The 16,505-nt window shown below is 74.2% G+C and carries 15 protein-coding genes; 5 read left to right on the plus strand and 10 right to left on the minus strand.

Annotated elements, in window-relative coordinates; translation table 11 throughout:
- The 5 genes from F8279_RS24925 to F8279_RS24945 form a co-directional block, all read right to left on the minus strand.
- On the minus strand, nucleotides 1-719 hold a 719-nt coding region (locus F8279_RS24925), incomplete at its 3' end, for an FAD:protein FMN transferase (protein WP_151501246.1).
- Between the two features lie 80 nt (nucleotides 720-799).
- A complete protein-coding gene (locus F8279_RS24930) occupies nucleotides 800-1,393 on the minus strand; it encodes an FMN-binding protein (RefSeq protein WP_091421288.1) in 594 nt (197 codons plus the stop codon).
- 13 nt (nucleotides 1,394-1,406) lie between these two features.
- Nucleotides 1,407-2,822, minus strand: coding sequence for a ferric reductase-like transmembrane domain-containing protein (locus tag F8279_RS24935; protein WP_151501247.1), 1,416 nt, complete (start codon nucleotides 2,820-2,822; stop codon nucleotides 1,407-1,409).
- Nucleotides 2,819-4,192 (minus strand): DUF1501 domain-containing protein, encoded by a 1,374-nt coding sequence (locus F8279_RS24940; protein WP_225853402.1) that lies wholly within the window; start codon nucleotides 4,190-4,192, stop codon nucleotides 2,819-2,821. The genes F8279_RS24935 and F8279_RS24940 overlap by 4 nt, the downstream gene beginning before the upstream one ends.
- 14 nt (nucleotides 4,193-4,206) lie before the next feature.
- Complete coding sequence (locus F8279_RS24945; protein ID WP_151501248.1) at nucleotides 4,207-6,255, minus strand: DUF1800 domain-containing protein; 2,049 nt, start codon at nucleotides 6,253-6,255, stop codon at nucleotides 4,207-4,209.
- Between the two features lie 457 nt (nucleotides 6,256-6,712).
- Between F8279_RS24945 and F8279_RS24950 the strand changes: the two genes are divergently transcribed.
- Nucleotides 6,713-6,970 (plus strand): DUF3040 domain-containing protein, encoded by a 258-nt coding sequence (locus tag F8279_RS24950; RefSeq protein ID WP_091421296.1) that lies wholly within the window; start codon nucleotides 6,713-6,715, stop codon nucleotides 6,968-6,970.
- 12 nt (nucleotides 6,971-6,982) lie between these two features.
- Here the strand turns inward: F8279_RS24950 and F8279_RS24955 are convergent, their stop codons facing one another.
- Together F8279_RS24955 and F8279_RS24960 are read right to left on the minus strand one after the other, a co-directional pair.
- On the minus strand, nucleotides 6,983-8,056 hold the full coding sequence (locus F8279_RS24955) for an SWIM zinc finger family protein (protein ID WP_151501249.1): 1,074 nt from the start codon (nucleotides 8,054-8,056) through the stop codon (nucleotides 6,983-6,985).
- Nucleotides 8,053-11,295, minus strand: a complete 3,243-nt coding sequence (locus F8279_RS24960; RefSeq protein ID WP_151501250.1) for a DEAD/DEAH box helicase — start codon at nucleotides 11,293-11,295, stop codon at nucleotides 8,053-8,055. The genes F8279_RS24955 and F8279_RS24960 overlap by 4 nt, the downstream gene beginning before the upstream one ends.
- Before the next feature lie 83 nt (nucleotides 11,296-11,378).
- Between F8279_RS24960 and F8279_RS24965 the strand changes: the two genes are divergently transcribed.
- Entirely contained in the window at nucleotides 11,379-12,239 is an 861-nt protein-coding gene (locus tag F8279_RS24965) for a carbohydrate kinase family protein (protein ID WP_091421302.1), read from the plus strand.
- A gap of 4 nt (nucleotides 12,240-12,243) precedes the next feature.
- On the opposite strand, the gene F8279_RS24970 is transcribed toward F8279_RS24965, so the two are convergent.
- On the minus strand, nucleotides 12,244-12,765 hold the full coding sequence (locus tag F8279_RS24970; protein WP_151501251.1) for a DinB family protein: 522 nt from the start codon (nucleotides 12,763-12,765) through the stop codon (nucleotides 12,244-12,246).
- A gap of 85 nt (nucleotides 12,766-12,850) precedes the next feature.
- Between F8279_RS24970 and F8279_RS24975 the strand changes: the two genes are divergently transcribed.
- Complete coding sequence (locus F8279_RS24975; protein ID WP_091421306.1) at nucleotides 12,851-13,057, plus strand: hypothetical protein; 207 nt, start codon at nucleotides 12,851-12,853, stop codon at nucleotides 13,055-13,057.
- A 9-nt stretch (nucleotides 13,058-13,066) separates the two neighbouring features.
- Here the strand turns inward: F8279_RS24975 and F8279_RS24980 are convergent, their stop codons facing one another.
- Nucleotides 13,067-14,212: a polysaccharide pyruvyl transferase family protein gene (locus F8279_RS24980; RefSeq protein ID WP_151501252.1), complete on the minus strand. Its 1,146-nt coding sequence runs from the start codon at nucleotides 14,210-14,212 to the stop codon at nucleotides 13,067-13,069.
- Between the two features lie 83 nt (nucleotides 14,213-14,295).
- Nucleotides 14,296-14,874 (minus strand): TetR/AcrR family transcriptional regulator, encoded by a 579-nt coding sequence (locus F8279_RS24985; RefSeq protein WP_073831891.1) that lies wholly within the window; start codon nucleotides 14,872-14,874, stop codon nucleotides 14,296-14,298.
- Between the two features lie 92 nt (nucleotides 14,875-14,966).
- Between F8279_RS24985 and F8279_RS24990 the strand changes: the two genes are divergently transcribed.
- The gene (locus F8279_RS24990) at nucleotides 14,967-15,542 is read left to right on the plus strand and encodes a dihydrofolate reductase family protein (RefSeq protein ID WP_151501253.1); all 576 of its coding nucleotides are present in this window, start codon (nucleotides 14,967-14,969) and stop codon (nucleotides 15,540-15,542) included.
- A gap of 41 nt (nucleotides 15,543-15,583) precedes the next feature.
- A partial coding sequence (locus F8279_RS24995; protein ID WP_151501254.1) for a phosphotransferase occupies nucleotides 15,584-16,505 on the plus strand: 922 nt, incomplete at its 3' end.

Raw genomic sequence — 16,505 nt, forward strand, 5'->3', positions numbered from 1 at the left:
AGGGTGGGGAGGGCGCGGGAGTGGTGCAGGTGGGCTTCCTCCGTCACCACGGCGTGCTGCCAGGGGGACGGCAGGCGGTCCAGCCAGGCCAGGCCGGGTTCGCCCATTGCCACAGCGGCTGTCGCGTACGCGTCGGCGACGCCCAGGTCCGGGCCCACCACTGTCACCGAGCGCAACCCGGTCGCCGGTACGCCCCGGCGCGGGTCCAGCACGTGGTGGCCGCGCTCGTACACGCCGGAGGTGGCGACCGCGATGTCGGTGCCGGTCAGCACCAGACAGGTCGCCGCCGCGTCCCAGGGATGCCGCACCCCGATCCGCCACGGCTCACCGTCCGCGTCGTGGCCGCGTACGCGTACGTCGCCGCCCGCGTTCACGCAGTGGTTCGGTGCGCCCGCGGCCACCAGCCGGTCCGAGGCGACCTGCGCCGCCCAGCCCTTGACGTAGCCGGACGGGTCGAGCCGGCCCGTCGCGTACGCGTCGAAGAACCCGTCGGTCGCGGTCCACAGGTCGGCGCAGGCGGCCAGCACGGCCCGCAGGTCGGCGGAGGCGTCGGCGGCCCGCAGCTCGCCCCGGTCGACCCGGCACACCTCGCTGTCGTCGCGGTACGTGCTGAACCGCGCGTCCACCTCGCGCAGCCAGCCGAACGTGTCCTCGGCCAGCTCGTGCAGGGTCTCCGAGGGCAGGTCGTCGGCGACGTCGAGGCTGATCGCCGTACCCATGATGTGTTCGACCAGGCGCAAGCCGGGCCGGGCGGCCGGACCGGGACCAACGACGGCGGCACCGGCATGAGCCGGGACTGTCACGCCTTGTCCAGCGCGGCCTGCAACGACTGCTTGTACGCGGTGCTGGTGTAGGTGGCCCCGGACACGGTGCTCAGGTTGGCGCTCTGCCGGGCCACCACCTCGCCGGAGGTGCCGCTGTAGCGGGCCTGCACGTCGTCGCTGCGCTGCCCGGACTGACCGCCCAGCGGCAGTCCGATACCCGTGGCGTCGACGATCCGGCTGCCGCTGAGCGTGATCCGGACCTGGAGTGAGCCGTACTCGTAGGTGACCGACGGCCCGGTCACGGTGCGGGTGGTGGCCTTCGGCGCGCTGGTGGTGGTCCGCGGCGCCGCCGGTGTGGTGCGGGTGCGGGTGCCACCGCGGCTGGCGGCGCTGCGGTCGGCGGACGGCTTCGGTGTCGGCTTCGCCGAGGCGCGCGGCGACGGGGTGACGCCGGGCGCGGAGCCGGTGGGCGACGGCGGTTCGGGCGCGGCCGAGCCGCCGGGCACGACCGGGGCCAGCGCGGCCGGTACGTCCGGCGTGGCCTGCCCGGCGCCGGGCGCGCCCTTGAGCACCACCAGTGCGGTGGTGCCGGCGGCCAGGCCGGTGATCGCGAGCAACGCGCGACGCATGGCGGTGCCTCTCCTACAGCTCGAACGCGGTCAGGTGGATCTGGCGACGCGGCACGCCTGCCGCCCGCAGTGCGGCGACTGCTTCGTCCACCATGCCGCCGGGGCCGCACAGGTACACGTCGCGGCGGGTCAGGTCGGGCACGAGGTGCCGCAGGCCCTCCGGGTTCATCACCTGGCGAGGGCCGGGGTCGTCGCGGCGGCCGACGACGTACCAGACGGAGGTCTGCCGGGCCTGCGCCAGCCAGTCCAGCTCCTGGTGCAGCAGGACGTCGGCCGGGGTACTCGCCCGGTAGATCAGCGCCGCGCCGGGCGGCAGTTCCTCCAGCATCGCCCGCAGCGGTGCGATGCCGCTGCCGCCGGCGATGAGCAGCGCCCGTTCCCGGGTGCGGTGGGCGGCGGTGAACGTGCCCGACGGGCCCTGCGCCCAGACCCGGGTGCCGGGCGTGAGGTCGCGCAGCTCGGCGGTGTACCCGCCGACGACCTTGACGGTGATCCGCAGCCAGCGGTCGTTCGCGGCGGCGGAGACGGAGAACGGGTGCGACTGCCACCAGCAGCCGGGGTTGAGGAAGCGCCAGCGGAAGAACTGCCCGCCGAGCAGGTCGATCTGGTTGAGCCGCTGCCCGGTCAGGTAGACCGAGACGGTGTCCGGGCTCTCCGCCACCACGTCGGCGACGCGCAGCCGGTGCCGCAGGTTGAACACCAGCGGCGCGAGCACCCGGCCCCACACCAGCGCGGCCACGACCAGCAGGTACGCGGCGATCCAGCCGGTACGCACCGGGCCCGGCTCGTAGAGCTGCGCGCCGTTGCTGAACTGGTGCGCGTACCCGAGCAGCAGCGTGAGGTAGCTGGCGGCGTGCAGCAGGTGCCACAGCTCGTACGGCAGGCGTCGGCGCACGGCGCGTACCGCGGTGAACGCGACAGTGACCAGGATGCCCGCGGCGACGAACGCGGAGACCATGTCCTCGTAGTCGGTCAGCAGCGCGCCGACCTCGCCGAGCACCGTCTTGCGTTCCTGCCGGGAGTAGCCGACCACCAGCAGCGACATGTGCGCGAGCACCGTCACCAGCAGTGTCGCGCCGAGATCCCGGTGCAGCCGGGAGATCCGCTCGCCGCCGAGCGCGCGTTCCAGCACGCCGAGCCGGCTCATCATCAGCACCTGCACCAGCAGCAGGTAGCCGGCGATCAGGCCGGTGATCCGGCCGCCCGCGGTGAGCAGGTCGGCGGTGTCGGCGAGCGAACCGGCCGGGGTGTCCAGCCACCACGGCAGGACCGCGGCGACCAGGCCCAGCCAGAAGACCACGGCGAGGGCACGCCGGCCGCCGGGTCCGCGGCGCGGACGACCCGGGGGTACGGGGGCAGCCGGACGGCCGCCGTACGGGGCGGGATGCCCGGTACGGCGGCCGGCGGCGCGGGTGTCCTGGTACGTCACGCGTAGATCTTGACCGGGGTGAACTTCTGCCGGGGGAAGACCTTGTCCACCTGCGCGGCGGTCAGGCCGAAGCGGCCCTGCGCGACGGATCCGTAGACGTTGAACATGTTGTTGTATTCCGGCACGTCGCCGCTGTCCAGCTTGTCCAGCCCGTTCCAGGTGCCGAGCAGCGAGTTCGCGAGCTTGCGGCCGGACAGCACGGTGACCACGCCGCCGTGCCCGTGGTCGGTGCCGCCGCCGTTGGAGCCGACCCGGCGGCCGAACTCGCTGGACACCATGATGGTCACGTCCGCCGACCGGTCGCCCAGGTCGGTGAAGAACGCGGCCATGGCGCCGGCCAGTTCGTTGAGCCGCCGCCAGAGCTGGCCGCCCTCGCGGGTGCCCTGGTTCTCGTGGGTGTCGTAGCCGCCCATGCCGACGGTGGCCACCCGCACGTTCGCGCCGCCCTTGATGAGCTGGGCGAGCTGCTTGAACGCGTTCCCGACGCCCTGGTACTGGACGCCCTCGGCGGCGGCGTACGGCTTGGCGGCGAGCTTCTGGGCGGTGGCCAGCGCGCCCATGCCCTCCTGCACCGCCTCCTCGACCGGGTGGTTGATGCCGGTGAACAGGCCGCGGATCGCCTTCTCGGTGGCCGCCCGGAACTTGTCGTCGCCGTTGAGCCGCAGGTCACCGACGCTGTTGAGGGAGATCGCGCCGTTCACGCCGACGAGCGAGCGGGGCAGCGTGCTGCCGATGCCGACGCTGCGGAACGCGGTGCCCTTGCCGAGCGAGTCGACCAGGCTGTCCAGCCAGCCCCGGCCGCCGGTCTCACCCGGCAGGCCGCCCAGGTTGCAGGCGTCGGCGGCCTGGAAGTGGCTGCGGGACAGCCGCGGGTCGGACACGGCCGGCACGAAGCCGAGCTGACCGGCCTTGAGCCACTTCTCCAGCGGCGCGAACGCGCTGGTGAGCTTGAAGCCGCGGGCCAGCGCCAGCGAGTCCTCGCCCAGCAGCAGGTCGGGGCGGGCCTTGGCGAGCACCGGGTCGTTCGCCGGCGCGACCAGGCTCAGCCCGTCCAGCCCGCCGTAGAGGAAGACGTGGATCAGCGTGCCGGTCTTGGTCGCGGCGAACGACGCCGACGTGGTGACGAACTGCGCGGTCGCGAGCGCGGTCGCGGTCGCGGCGGCGCCGGCCACGAAGGTACGCCGGGTGACGCCCCGGCCGTCCTGCTGCGCCTCCTCGACCTCCTCCAGCCGGCGGTACCGGTCGGCCTCGGCCGCGTTCTCGGCCGCGACGATGTCCGCCTCCGCGCGTAGCAGCGCCTCGGCCGGGTTGTCGGCCAGCCGCCGCAGGTCGGGGCATTCGGGGTGCAGGGGGTACGGGTTCACGGTCATCTCCATCGAATGCCTCACCGGAGGTGGTGCTGGGGGGACGCGAGGATCGTCCGCGCGACAGCGGCGATGGCCCCGTTGAAGGTGGCGTCGACCTTGGCGCTCTCGGACACGCCGGCCACGGCGAGCACCAGCTTCTTCTCCTTGGCGCTGAGCTTCTGCTGCACCAGCCGCTGGGCGAGCGCGTCCACGTACGCCCCGGCGGTGGCCGGCGGCTTCGCGACCAGCTTCTCCGGCTTGGCGAAGGTGAACTGCTTGCGGTAGCCGGCGATCAGGTCACCCGCCTCGTTCCAGCCGTCGATCATGGTGCCGGCCGAGGTCCAGGCCAGGTAGACGTCGGCGTAGCCGTCCGGGGTGGGCTTGCCCATCGGGTACTGGCCGAGCTCGCGCATCTTGTCCTGGATCTGCCGCAGGCCCTGCCCGAACGGGGTACGCCGGTTGTCGCCGGAGTAGCCGGGGGCCGCCTCCGGCGAGACACCCAGCGCCCGGTACGTGGCGACCAGGTACTCCATCGGGCGGCGTACCTTCTGGCCGATCGCGGCCCAGAACTCCGAGGAGCTGAACAGCGTCGCCAGCACCGGGCGGATCTGACCCTTGTTGGTCGTGTACGCCTTCGCCAGCCGGTCCACCACGGACTTCGGCGGGGTGTCGGAGACGAACCGGGTGGCGAGGTTCTGTGCCACGTACCGCGCGGTCGACGGGTGCATCGCGATGTAGCGGATGTACGAGTCGATCACCTTGTCGGCGGCGACCGGGTCGTCGGAGTTGTTGGCGTGGCTGAACCCGAGGATCTTCACCTTGCCGAGGTAGTGCCGCTCGGCGAAGAACTTGTACTTGCCGTCGGCGACGCCGCGTCCGGTCTGGAGCAGCGCGGCCTGGCGGACGTCCTTCTCGGTGTAACCGCCGTCGACGCCGACCGAGTACAGCTCTAGGTTCTCCCGGGCCAGGTTCTCGTTGACCGCGTCCTTACGCGAGTCGACCTGGTTCAGGTAGAGCAGCAGCGCCGGGTGCTTGTTCGCGGCGACGAGCATCTCCGGGTAGCTGCCCAGCGCGTGCTTGCGGATGACGTCGCGGTCGAACGCGTTGCGGTAGTTCTCTCCGCCGTCGAAGTCGGCGGCGACGTGCAGGAAGTCGTTCCAGAAGTCGACCATCACCTCGAACAGCTGGCGGTCGGACCAGATCTGGCGGGCGATGGTGGCGTCCACCGTCTCCCGGGCCGGGTCGACGCCCTTCTCGTTGAGCTGCTCGCGCTGGTCGCGGAGCTGCGTCGGGCTGAGCTTGAGCGACTGCAGCTCGGCCAGCTTCATCTCGGCCTTCGTCGGGGCGATCTTTTCCGGCTGGAGCTGCTCACGCAGCCAGTCGTCGATGCCGACGCGCTTGACCTCGGCCATCATCTTCGTCGTCGGGCCGAAGGTGGTCCGGCTCAACAGGTGCCGGATCGGGTCCTTGGCGAGGACCGTCTTCACCGTCACCTTGGTCGCCGCGGCGGCTTCGGCCGGGCTGCCGTAGAGCCGGCCACCGGACGGCGCGTTGCGCTTGAGCGCCTCGCCGGCCCGGGAGCCCATGTAGCTCTCGTTCTGCTCGGTGTAGGTCCGTACCGTGCTGGGCTGCTGCCCGCTGGGCCGGGCCGCGTTGCCGTCGGTGGTCACGGTGCCGGTGGCGTCACCGGCCGGCGCGTCGCTGAACAGGCCGCGCACCTGCGGGGACAAGGCCAGGGCGGCGCCACCGGCGACCACCACGGCGCCGCCGAGGGTGGCGAGCGCACGGCGCCGGCCCCGCTTCGGGGCCTCGTCGCCGTCGTCGTCCAGGTCGGGCAGTCCGCCGCCGGGCGGCGGGCCGTACCCGCCTGCGGGCTGGGCGTGGCCGCCGGGCTGGGGGTAGCCGGCGGGCGCCTGTGCCGCGGGGGCGAAGCCGTTCGGCCCGACCCACTGCGGGCCCGACGCGGGGTTACCGCCGGCGTACGGCGCGGCGTGCGGATCGCGGTACCCGTCCGGATGGGGGTGCTGGTATCCGTCCCAGCCGCGGTCGTCCCGGGGTCGACGCGGTGGCACGTTCAGGTCGGCCATGTACCTATCCCGTTTTCTTCGAGCGCCGGCACGCCTGCCACCCGGGGGGTCGGGTGTGGCGCAGGGGCGGCGACGGTTGCCGGAGAGTTGCTACGGGAAAGTAGCCATACCGCCCCGGCCGCTCAAGGCGCGCCGATCGCGCTCGTGAGCGCACTTAAGACGGTGCTCAGGCCAACCGGGGAGGGCCCGTTCCGGCGGCGGGGGCGCGGCGGCCTCCGGAGCAGGGCCGACCCGGGCGCGCACGACCCGGATGCGAGGTTTCGCACCCCGGCGACACCGCCGGGCGCGTTCACCACCTCACCGAAACTTAAGGTACGGATAAGTGTGCGCTGAGGTCTCCGCACGGGTGCGTCCGCGCCTGTCCGCTCCGGCGAAACAGCAGCAGCGGCGGCGCGTGACCGGCCTCCGATCCGGGTATGCCGCCGAACCGCTGAAGCCGTGAGGGGAAGGCACCGCCATGCTCAGCCAAGAGGATCAGCGCAGGTTCGAACAGATCACCCGCCAACTGCGGGAGAGTGATCCACGGTTCTTCACCCGGTTGGACAACCGGATCAAGGGCCGCCGGGGCCGGTACATGATGCTGTTGACGATCGTGCTGTGGGCTTCGCTGCCGGCGATGACAGTGCTCGTCGGGAGGCTGGCCGGGGCTATCTGCGCGGTGGTGCTCGTCGCCAACGCCGCGGTGATGTGGCGCTTCCGCCGCCGGTTGCTGTAGCCGCGGGGACGCTCACCGTTCCCCGTCGTCGGCCTCCCTGGGGGGCGCGGCTTCGCCGCGGCTGAACTCACTGGGAGGCGCGGCTTCGCCGCGGCTGAACTCCCGGTACGCCCGGCGCAGCCGTTCGGCCAGGCCCGGCCCGCCGACCGCGGCCCCGGGTGGGCCGAGCTGGCGCAGCAGCAGCTCCGGGCCGGTGGCGAGCGTGGGCGGTCGGTCCGGCAACGCCACCGGCGCCAGCCAGAACCGGTCCAGCTCGGCGTCCGGCTCGACCGCCGGCAACCCGGCCAGGGCCCGTGCCGCGCCGACCACCGGCACACCGTTCGCCGCGCCCGCGGCCGATTCCGGCCCGGCCTCCGCGTCGCCGCGTCCACTGCGGTCGGCCGCCCGGCCGTCGGTCCCGTCCACGTCGCCGGCGCCGTCCGGGCCATCGGTCCCGGACGAACCGCCGGTGCCGAGCACGCCGCCGGTTGCGGCCCCGCTGCCCGGTGCCGCGCCGCGCAGCGTACGCAGCCGGTCGAGCAGCTCGGCGCGGGACCGGCCACGCCAGTGCAACAGGTGGAACGGGTCGGCGTCGAACGCCTCGGCGAGCAGGTAGAACGTGGCCGCCAGATGTTTGCACGGCACCGCGAAGTCGGGGCAGCCGCAGCTCTGGTCCAGCTCGTCGATCGCGGCCGGGAACAGCGGCGCGCCCGCGTCGGCGAACAGCTCCTCCAACTCGGCCGGCAGGTCACCGGCGAGCAGCCGGGCGCTGAAGAACGCCTGCCCGGCCAGCTCGGCCTCGATCCGTCGCCAGGTCTCCTCCGGGTACGCGGCCAGCCCGATCCGTACCGGGTAGGGGCGCGGCCGGGATCCCTGCACCTCGGCGGTGACCGTCCCCGGCGACACGTCCAGCCGGAGCACCTGCCCCCGGCGCGCGTACGCCCGGCCGCGGGTGAGCCGGGAGCCGAGCGCGAACGACTCCAGCACCTCGACGAAGCGCCGGGACCACCAGGACTGCCCGATCGCGCCCCGGGTGCTGCGCGCCCGCAGGCCGCCCTCGACCCGCACCGGCGGCCCGTAGTCCTCGAACCGGTCGGACGGGCTCACTCGACCACCGCCCCGGACTCCAGCCGGAACAGGTCGCGCAGCGTCTCGGTGGACAGCTCGGTGACCCACTGCTCGCCGCTGCCCACCACCGACCGGGCCAGGCTGCGCTTGTCGGCGATCATCGCGGCGACCTTCTCCTCGACGGTGCCGGCGCAGACGAACTTGCGTACCTGGACGCGGCGGCGCTGTCCGATGCGGAACGCCCGGTCGGTGGCCTGGTCCTCGACGGCCGGGTTCCACCACCGGTCCACGTGCACCACGTGGTTGGCCGCGGTCAGGGTGAGCCCGGTGCCGCCGGCCTTGAGCGACAGGACGAACAGCGGCGGCCCCTGCGGCGTCTGGAACCGGGTCACCATGGCGTCCCGTTCGGCCTTGCCGACGCCGCCGTGCAACAGCAGCACCTCCCGGCCGGTACGCGCCGACAGGTGCCCGCGCAGCATGCCGCCGAACTCGGCGTACTGGGTGAACAGCAGCGCCTTCTCCTGCGCCGCGAGCACCTCGTCGACGATCTCGTCGAGGCGTTCCAGCTTGCCGGACCGGCCGTCCAGCGCGGAGCCGTCGTGCAGCAGCTGGGCAGGATGGTTGCAGACCTGCTTGAGGCGGGTCATGGTGGCCAGCACCAGCCCGCGCCGCTCGATCCCGTCGCTTGACTCGATCTTCGCCATCATGTCGTCGACCACTGCGCGGTAGAGCGCGGCCTGCTCGGCGGTGAGGTTGCAGACCACCTCCATCTCCAGCTTCTCCGGCAGGTCGGTGATGATCGCCGGGTCGGTCTTGAGGCGGCGCAGCACGAACGGGCCGGTGATCCGGCGCAGCCGCTCGGCCACCTCGGCGTCGCCGTGCCGCTCGATCGGTTCGGCGAAGCGCTTGCGGAAGGTCGCGGCCGGTCCGAGCAGCCCCGGATTCGCGAACTGCATGATCGACCAGAGGTCGGCGAGCCGGTTCTCCACCGGCGTACCGGTGACCGCGACCCGGTGCCGCGCGGGCAGCGACCGGACCGCCTCGGCCTGCCGGGTAGCGGCATTCTTGATCGCCTGCGCCTCGTCCACCACCACCCGGTGCCAGTCGACGCCGGCCAGCTCGAACGCGTCCCGGGCCGCCACCGAGTACGTGGTGAGCACCAGGTCCGCCTCCTGAACGGCGGCGGCGAAGCCCTCGCCCCGGGCACGTTCGGCGCCGTGGTGCACGTGCACGCGCAGCCCCGGCGCGAACTTCGCGGCTTCCCGCTGCCAGTTGCCGACGAGCGACATCGGACAGACCAGCAGTGTGGGCCCCGTCTCCGGCGGGTCACCGGCGAGCAGCGCGACCAGCTGCACGGTCTTGCCCAGGCCCATGTCGTCGGCGAGGATCCCGCCGAGCCCGAGCGACTGGAGGAACGCCAGCCAGGCCAGCCCGCGCCGCTGGTACGGCCGCAGCGTCCCGGCGAAGCCGGGCGGCGGGTCGGCCGGGGTGAGCCGCCGTTCCGCCTCGCCCGCCAGCAGCTCGCCCAGCGCGCCGTCGGCGACCACGTCCAGCACCGGCAGCTCACCGGCCCGGTCGTCACCGGACAGTCCCATCCGCAGCAGGTCGGCCACCGTCAGCTCGCCCGAGGACCGCAGCAGCTTCAGCCCGGCCTCCAGCCGCTGCGGGTCCAGCTCCACCCACCGGCCGCGCAGCCGGACCAGCGGCGACTTCAGGTCGGCCAGCGACGCCAGTTCCTCGGCGGTCAGCGGCTGGTCGCCGAGCGCCAGCTCCCAGCGGTAGTCGACGAGCGCGTCCAGCCCCAGCTTCCCGGCGGTGGTGGCCACAGCGCCCGGCGCGGTACGGCTGCGAGCCCGCAACCGCGCCCCCAGCCGCGACGAGGAACGCCGCCACCACGACGGCAGCAGCACCCCGAACCCGGCCGCGTGCAGCACCGGAGCGCCCTCGCGCAGGAACCGGTGCGCGCCCTCGGCGTCCAGCTCCATGCCTTCGGGCGCGGCGGTACGCAGCGCGGCGTCCACCTCGGGCCACAGCCGGCTGGCCCGGCCCAGCTCGGCCAGGAGTGTCTCCTGTGGCTCCACGCCGCGGGCGGCCAGCGCCGGCGCGGGCCGCTGCCAGATGTGCGCGGCGTCCACCACGAGGCCCGGCTCGTCGGCCGGGTGCAGGCCGAACTCGACCCGCCAGACGGCGTCCTCGACCAGTTCGGCGACCGGGTCGACGGCCGGCTCGACGAGGCGGAACGTGGCCCGTACCGCGCCGCCCGCCGCGTCGCGCTGCCAGGCGTCCAGTTCGTCGCGCAGCGTCGCCAGCGCGTCCGGCTCGGCCGGGAAGGCGCGTTCCGGTCCGGTGAGCGCGGCCAGCCAGCGCGGCACCGCGCCGACCGGGCGCATCCCCCGGTGCAGCCGGGTGTCGGCGAGCGCCACCCGGGCGGCCGCGTCGACGAGCCCGTCCAGCGCCTCGGCGACCAGATCACCGGCCCCGACGTCGTCGGCCCGCCCGGCCCACTCGTCGTCCGCCGGACCGCTCGCCCCGCCTCGCCGGGCCGCCCCTCCCGGCGGGCGCACGACGCCGCCGCCCGTCCGTGCATCTGCCAGCCCAGAGGCGACCACCGCGGCGGCAGCCGGCCCACCCGAAGCCTCCGGTCGCCATTCCCGGGCGGAGCGGGCCGCCGGTGGCAACGCCAGTGCCAGGTCACGCGCCCAGGCCGCGTCGGTGCCGGTGAGCAGTGGGCGCCAGAGCGCCCGCGCCGTCACCACGTCGTCCGCGCCCACCGCCCGCAGCCGCCGCCCGGAACTCGCCGCACCGGGCGGGCCGCCTCGGGGGTACGCGTCGAGCACGCCGGGCAGCAGCCGGCCGCGTGTGACCAGGTCGGCGGCGAAGTCGGCCAGCTCGCAAAGGTGCCGCAGGCTCGCCCCGACCGGGCCCGGCATCGGCGCGCGCAGCAGCGCGTAGGCCTCGTCCGGGGCGTACCCCAGAGCGGGAGCCCGCCATCCGGCGCGGGTGACCGGGCCCCGGACCGGTTCCCCGACGGTGGCCCGGACCAGTTCCGGCGAGTCCAGCGGCGAGCCGGCCCGGGTCGGCAGGTCCAGCAGTACGGAGATCGGCTCCCCCGGCACGCCGAGCGCGGCGGCGAGCGTGGCGTGACCGGCGGCGAACGGGTGCGGGCGCTCGCGCGGGACGCGGCCGGGACGGCGGGGCGCGCGGGCCGGGAGTGTGCTGTCCTCGGCCCACAGGGCGAGCCCGGCGCCGGGCAGCCACAACCCGTGGATGACCAGCACTTCTCCCCCTCGCCGACGCCGGGGCCGGAAGACGGCGCCCGGGGAGTCAGGATAGGCCGCCGGGCGTCGCTATCGTCGGCGCCATGGTCGACCTCCTCGTGATCGGCGGGCTCGGCGTGGACGTCCGCGCCCGGGTGCCCGCCCTGCCGCCGCCCGTCGCCGACTCGCTGCTGGTGCCGCCGATCGACCTGCGGATCGGCAACACCGGCGCCGGGGTGGCCCTGGCCGCGCACGCGCTCGGCCTGCGGGTGGCGCTCGTCGACGTGCTGGGCGCCGACCCGGCCGGGGACGTGGTGCGGGCGGCGCTGGCGCGCACCACGATCCGGACCACGCTCGCCGACGCGCCGGCCGGGACCCGCCGCTCGGTGAACCTGGTCGACCCGGCCGGGCGGCGGATGTCGCTGCACGACCCGCGTCCGTGGTCGGGGCCGGCGCCGTTCGGCGAGGCGGAGCTTGCCGCGCTCGTCGCCGAGGCGGCCCACGTCCACCTGTCGATCATGGATTGGGCCCGGGACGCGCTGTCGGTGCTGCGCGCGGCCACGTCGGTCTCCACCGACCTGCACGACTGGGACGGCGAGAACGACTACCACCGCCCGTTCGCCCGGATCGCGGACCTCGTCTTCGTCAGCGACACGCGGCTCGGCGAGCGGGCCGCCACGGAGGCGGCCCGGCTGGCGCCGCGCACGGTGCTGGTCACCGGCGGGGCGGCCGGCGCGACGCTGCACACCCCCGGCGCGCCGCCCGCGCACGTGCCCGCCGCCACCCCGCCCGGACCGGTGGTGGACACCAACGGCGCCGGGGACGCCTTCGCCGCCGGGGTGATCGCCGCCCGGCTGCGTGGCGCGGGCGTCCTCGACGCGGCCCGGTACGCCGCCCGGGTGGCCGCCGCCGCGTGCACGTACGACGGGATGGAGTACCCGGACGGGCTGCTGCCGCGCGACTAGGACGTCACATCCAGCCGGTCTCGCCGTCGGTCAGCTCACGCAGGATGTCGGCGTGCCCGGCGTGCCGGGCGGTCTCCTCGATCAGGTGCACCAGCGCCCAGCGCAGCGACACCTCACCGAGCTGCGGGTGCGGCACCACGTGGCCGAGGTCGAACCGCGCGGCGATCTGGCGGGACCGGTCGCAGGCCGCCTCGTACGCGGCGGCGAGCGCCTCGACCGTCTCGCCGGGGCGCAGCGTGAAGCTGGCGTCGGCGGCGGCCTGGGAGTTCACGTAGACATCGCCCGGCTCGGGAGCGAACAGGCAGCGGAACCAGTTCCGCTCGACCACTGTCAGGTGCTTGAGCAGCCCGGCCAGGGTGGTCAGCGAGGGCACCAGGCGTCGGGTTGCGTCGGCGTCGGTCAGGCCGCGCGCCTTGCTCAGCACGTTGGCACGGTGGAAGTCGAGGAACGCGTCGAGGATCGCTCGTTCGTCGCCCGTGCGGGCGAGGACCGGACCGAGTGCCGGATCGATCGTCGGGTGCGCCATCCCCGGACCCTAGTACGCGGTGTGTCCGATCCGCTGCCCCGCGTGATCCCCTGCGCGGGCGGGCCGGCCGGGGCACGATGGGCGCATGGCTTCCACGGTGCAGATCCCTCTGGTGGGCGGCGCGGCCGACGGCGAGACCGTCACCGTCGAGCTGGACAGCAACGGCCGCCCGCCGCTGACCCACCACCACCTCGGGTCGAAGGGACTCGCGGAGGCGCAGATCTACGAGCTGGAGTCGGACGACCAGCCGGGCCGGGAGTGGGTCTACGCCTGGCGCGGCCCGGCGGTCTGACGGCCCGGCTCACACCGCCGACGTGAGTGTGCGGGCCCGGATGCTGTCCAGCACGCTGCGGGTCACCTGGGAGGTGCCGCGTGCCTGCTCGCAGACCTCCGCGACCCGGCGCGCGGTCTCGTCGGCCCGCGCCGCCCGCTCGTCCCACAACCGGTCCACCTCGGCCAGCAACGGGCCCTCCACCTCCCGTTCCACGCCGCGCAGCGCCGGCACACCGAGCCGCTGGGCCAGGTCGAAGACCTTGCCGGCGTACGGCAGCGGCAGGAACGGCGTGCCCATCATGGCCGCGAAGATCAGGAAGTGCAGCCGCATGCCGACCGCGAGGTCGAAGTGGCGCATCAGCCCGAGGATCTGCGCCGGGCGGTAGTCCCCGTGCAGGATCCGGCCCCGGTCGGCGGCGGTCATGTGCGACAGCACACCGTGGGAGTGCCGGATGTCGTCGCGCTCCATCGGCACGAACAGCACGTACGCGTCGATCCGGTGCACCAGGAAGTCACCGATCTGGGCGAGCAGGCGGTGGTAGCCGTCCACGTCGAGCCGTTCCGCCGCCCGGCCCGGCTCGCGCACGCTGAGCCCGACCAGCCGGGAGCCGGCCGGCACGCCCTCCTCACGCAGCCACTGCTGGGGGAACTCCTCCGGTTCGAGCAGGAACGCCGGGTCGGCGGTGACGGTGATCGGGTTCACCAGGCCGGCCTCCTCCAGCACCATCCGCGACTCCTGGTCGCGGACCGTCACCTCGACGGCCTGCGCCAGCGTCTCGCGCACCATGCCGCTGTCCAGCGTGTCGCTGAGCGGGCCGACCCCGACCGCGTAGGTGATCAGCGGCAGCCCTCGCTCCTGGGCGACCCGGACCACCCGCAGGTAGCGCCGGGCCTCCTTGTCGTAGAGGATCCCGCCGCCGCCGAGGATGAGCAGGTCGAGCTGGTTGAGCACCGGGGACGAGTCGACCCGGCTGACGCCCTCCCACGGCACCGCCTCGACCTCGGGGTGGGCCAGCGCGGTGTGCGCCGGGTTGCGGGAGAAGACGATGATCCGGGCGTTGGGCTCGTGACGGCGCAGATCGTCCAGCAGACCCGTGAGGATCGCCTCGTCGCCGAGGTTGCGACCGCCGTAGGAGCCGAGCACGCCGATGGTCAGTCCGGTGCGTTCCCTCATCCGTTGCTCCTTCCCAGGGGCGTCCGCGCCAGCGTTCCCGCTGGCCGCCCCGGCTTAACGTGCGCCGGGAGGGGCGAGGGCGCTCAGCCGGTGGCGCCGCCGACCAGACGGGAGACGAGGTCGGAGACCACCTGATCGGTGTCGAACCCGGCGTCGATCGAGGTGGTGAGCAGGTCGAGCAGGAGCCCGTCGACCGCGTAGTGCAGCAGCGCCACCTCGTACGCCCCGCCGGGCAGGCCGGCGGCGAGGTGGTGGGCGACGTCGTCGGCGTACCCCTGGCGCAGCACGCCGCCGAGCGCGGACCGCAACTCGGGGCGGCGGGCGGCCTCCAGCCGCAGTTCGAACAGCGCCCGGGTGAGGCCCGGCTCGCGGGTGGTGCGCGCGACGATGTCGCGCAGGTAGTCGGTCATCAGCGCGAGCGACGGCTCGCGGCGCCCGAGGTCGGCGAGCACGGCCGGGTCGGGCGCGATCCGGGCGAAGATCCGCTCGGCCAGGCCGGCGAGCAGCGCCGCGCGGGACGGGAAGTAGTTCGAGGTGGTGCCGGTGGGCACGCCCGCCTCGGCGTCGACCGCCCGGTGGGTCAGCCCGCGCGCGCCCGCGTCGGCGAGCACCCGCAGCCCGGCGTCGGCGAGCAGGGTACGGCGTTCCGGATTCCTGGCCACGCGAACACACTAGCAACAACCACGACAGGTGTTGTACATTCATCTCCGAACCACGACAGCCGTCGTGGATCACCTCGGACATCGGAGCCGGTTTGCGCAAGCTCGTCTACTTCGTCGCCAGCACCCTCGACGGTTTCATCGCCGCGCCCGACGGGACGTTCGACTTCCTCCCACTGACGCCCGACCTGGCGCCCCACCTGGTGGCCGACTGGCCCCAGACGCTGCCCACGTTCGCCCACGCCCAGCTCGGCATCGACTCCCCGCCGAGCGGCCGCTTCGACACGGTGCTGATGGGCCGCGGCAGCTACGAGCCGGGCCTGAAGCTCGGCGTCGCCAGCCCGTACGCCCACCTGGAGCAGTACGTGTTCAGCCGCTCCCTGCCCCCGGCCGACTACCCGGACGTGAACGTCGTCGACGGTGACCCGGTGGCCCTCGTCCGCGAGCTGAAGACCCGCCCCGGGCGCGACATCTGGCTCTGCGGCGGCGGGCAGCTCGCCGGTCAGCTCCTCGACGAGATCGACGAGATGGTCGTCAAGCTCAACCCGGTGGTCGTCGGCAGCGGGATCAAGCTCGTCGACAGCGGCTTCGATCCGCGGCGGCTCACGCTCACCTCGGCGCGCCCGTTCGACGCCGGCGTGGTCGTCCTTCACTACACGCGCAACGATTAACCCGGTTGCCCCGGACGGCGGGCGGCACGCACCGTGGGACCGTGACGAAGACCCGGCTGCACTGGCACGAACTGCCCGCACACGTACGCGACGGGGTCGAGGCCGTCCTCGGCGACCGGGTGGTGGCGGCGCAGTCGCAGCCGGGCGGCTTCTCCCCCGGCACCGCCGACCGCGTCCGCACCGCCGGCGGTGGCCGGGCCTTCGTCAAGGCGGTCAGCCCGGCGCAGAACGACCGCAGTCCCGACCTGCACCGCGCCGAGGCCCGCATCGCCGCCGCCCTGCCGCCGGACACGCCCGCGCCCCGGCTGCTCGGCAGCTACGACGACGGGCACTGGATCGCGCTGGCCTTCGCCGACGTCGAGGGCCGGCACCCGGTCACCCCGTGGCGGGCCGGCGAGCTTGCCGCCGTGCTGTCCACGCTGGAGACGATGGCCGCCGCGCTCACCCCGGCGCCCGCCGCCGCGACCACCCCCACCGCCGCGGAACGGCTCGCCCACGACTTCGGCGGCTGGCGGCGCCTCACGGCCGACCCGCCGGCTGACCTCGACCCGTGGACCCGGTCCCACCTGCCCGAACTGTGCGCCGCCGCCGACCGGGGACTGGCCGCGCTCGACGGCGACACGCTCTGCCACGTCGACGTCCGCGCCGACAACCTGTTGCTCGGCCCGGACGGATCGGTCACCGTCGTCGACTGGCCGTGGGCGTGTCGCGGGCCGGCCTGGCTGGACACGCTGCTCACCGTCGTCAACGTGCAGGTGTACGGCGGGCACGACGCCGACGCGCTGCTGGCCGCCCGGCCGCTGACCGCGGGTGTCGACCCGGCCGACCTGACCGGAGTGCTGGCCGGGTTCACCGGGTTCTTCCTCGACGGCGCCCGCCAGCCACCGCCACCGGGCATCCCGACCGTGCGGGCGTTCCAGCGCCTACAGGGCGAAGCTCTGCTCCCCTGGCTCACCCACCGCC

It is taken from the genome of Micromonospora sp. AMSO1212t (genome assembly GCF_008868145.1).
Classification (GTDB): domain Bacteria; phylum Actinomycetota; class Actinomycetes; order Mycobacteriales; family Micromonosporaceae; genus Micromonospora; species Micromonospora tulbaghiae.

Excerpts from the sequence above, each read along its gene's own strand:
- F8279_RS24930 (WP_091421288.1), bottom strand. The coding sequence starts at position 1,393 with ATGCGTCGCGCGTTGCTCGCGATCACCGGCCTGGCCGCCGGCACCACC.
- F8279_RS24940 (WP_225853402.1), bottom strand. The coding sequence starts at position 4,192 with ATGACCGTGAACCCGTACCCCCTGCACCCCGAATGCCCCGACCTGCGG.
- F8279_RS24945 (WP_151501248.1), bottom strand. The coding sequence starts at position 6,255 with ATGGCCGACCTGAACGTGCCACCGCGTCGACCCCGGGACGACCGCGGC.
- F8279_RS24950 (WP_091421296.1), top strand. The coding sequence starts at position 6,713 with ATGCTCAGCCAAGAGGATCAGCGCAGGTTCGAACAGATCACCCGCCAA.
- F8279_RS24965 (WP_091421302.1), top strand. The coding sequence starts at position 11,379 with ATGGTCGACCTCCTCGTGATCGGCGGGCTCGGCGTGGACGTCCGCGCC.
- F8279_RS24970 (WP_151501251.1), bottom strand. The coding sequence starts at position 12,765 with ATGGCGCACCCGACGATCGATCCGGCACTCGGTCCGGTCCTCGCCCGC.
- F8279_RS24975 (WP_091421306.1), top strand. The coding sequence starts at position 12,851 with ATGGCTTCCACGGTGCAGATCCCTCTGGTGGGCGGCGCGGCCGACGGC.
- F8279_RS24980 (WP_151501252.1), bottom strand. The coding sequence starts at position 14,212 with ATGAGGGAACGCACCGGACTGACCATCGGCGTGCTCGGCTCCTACGGC.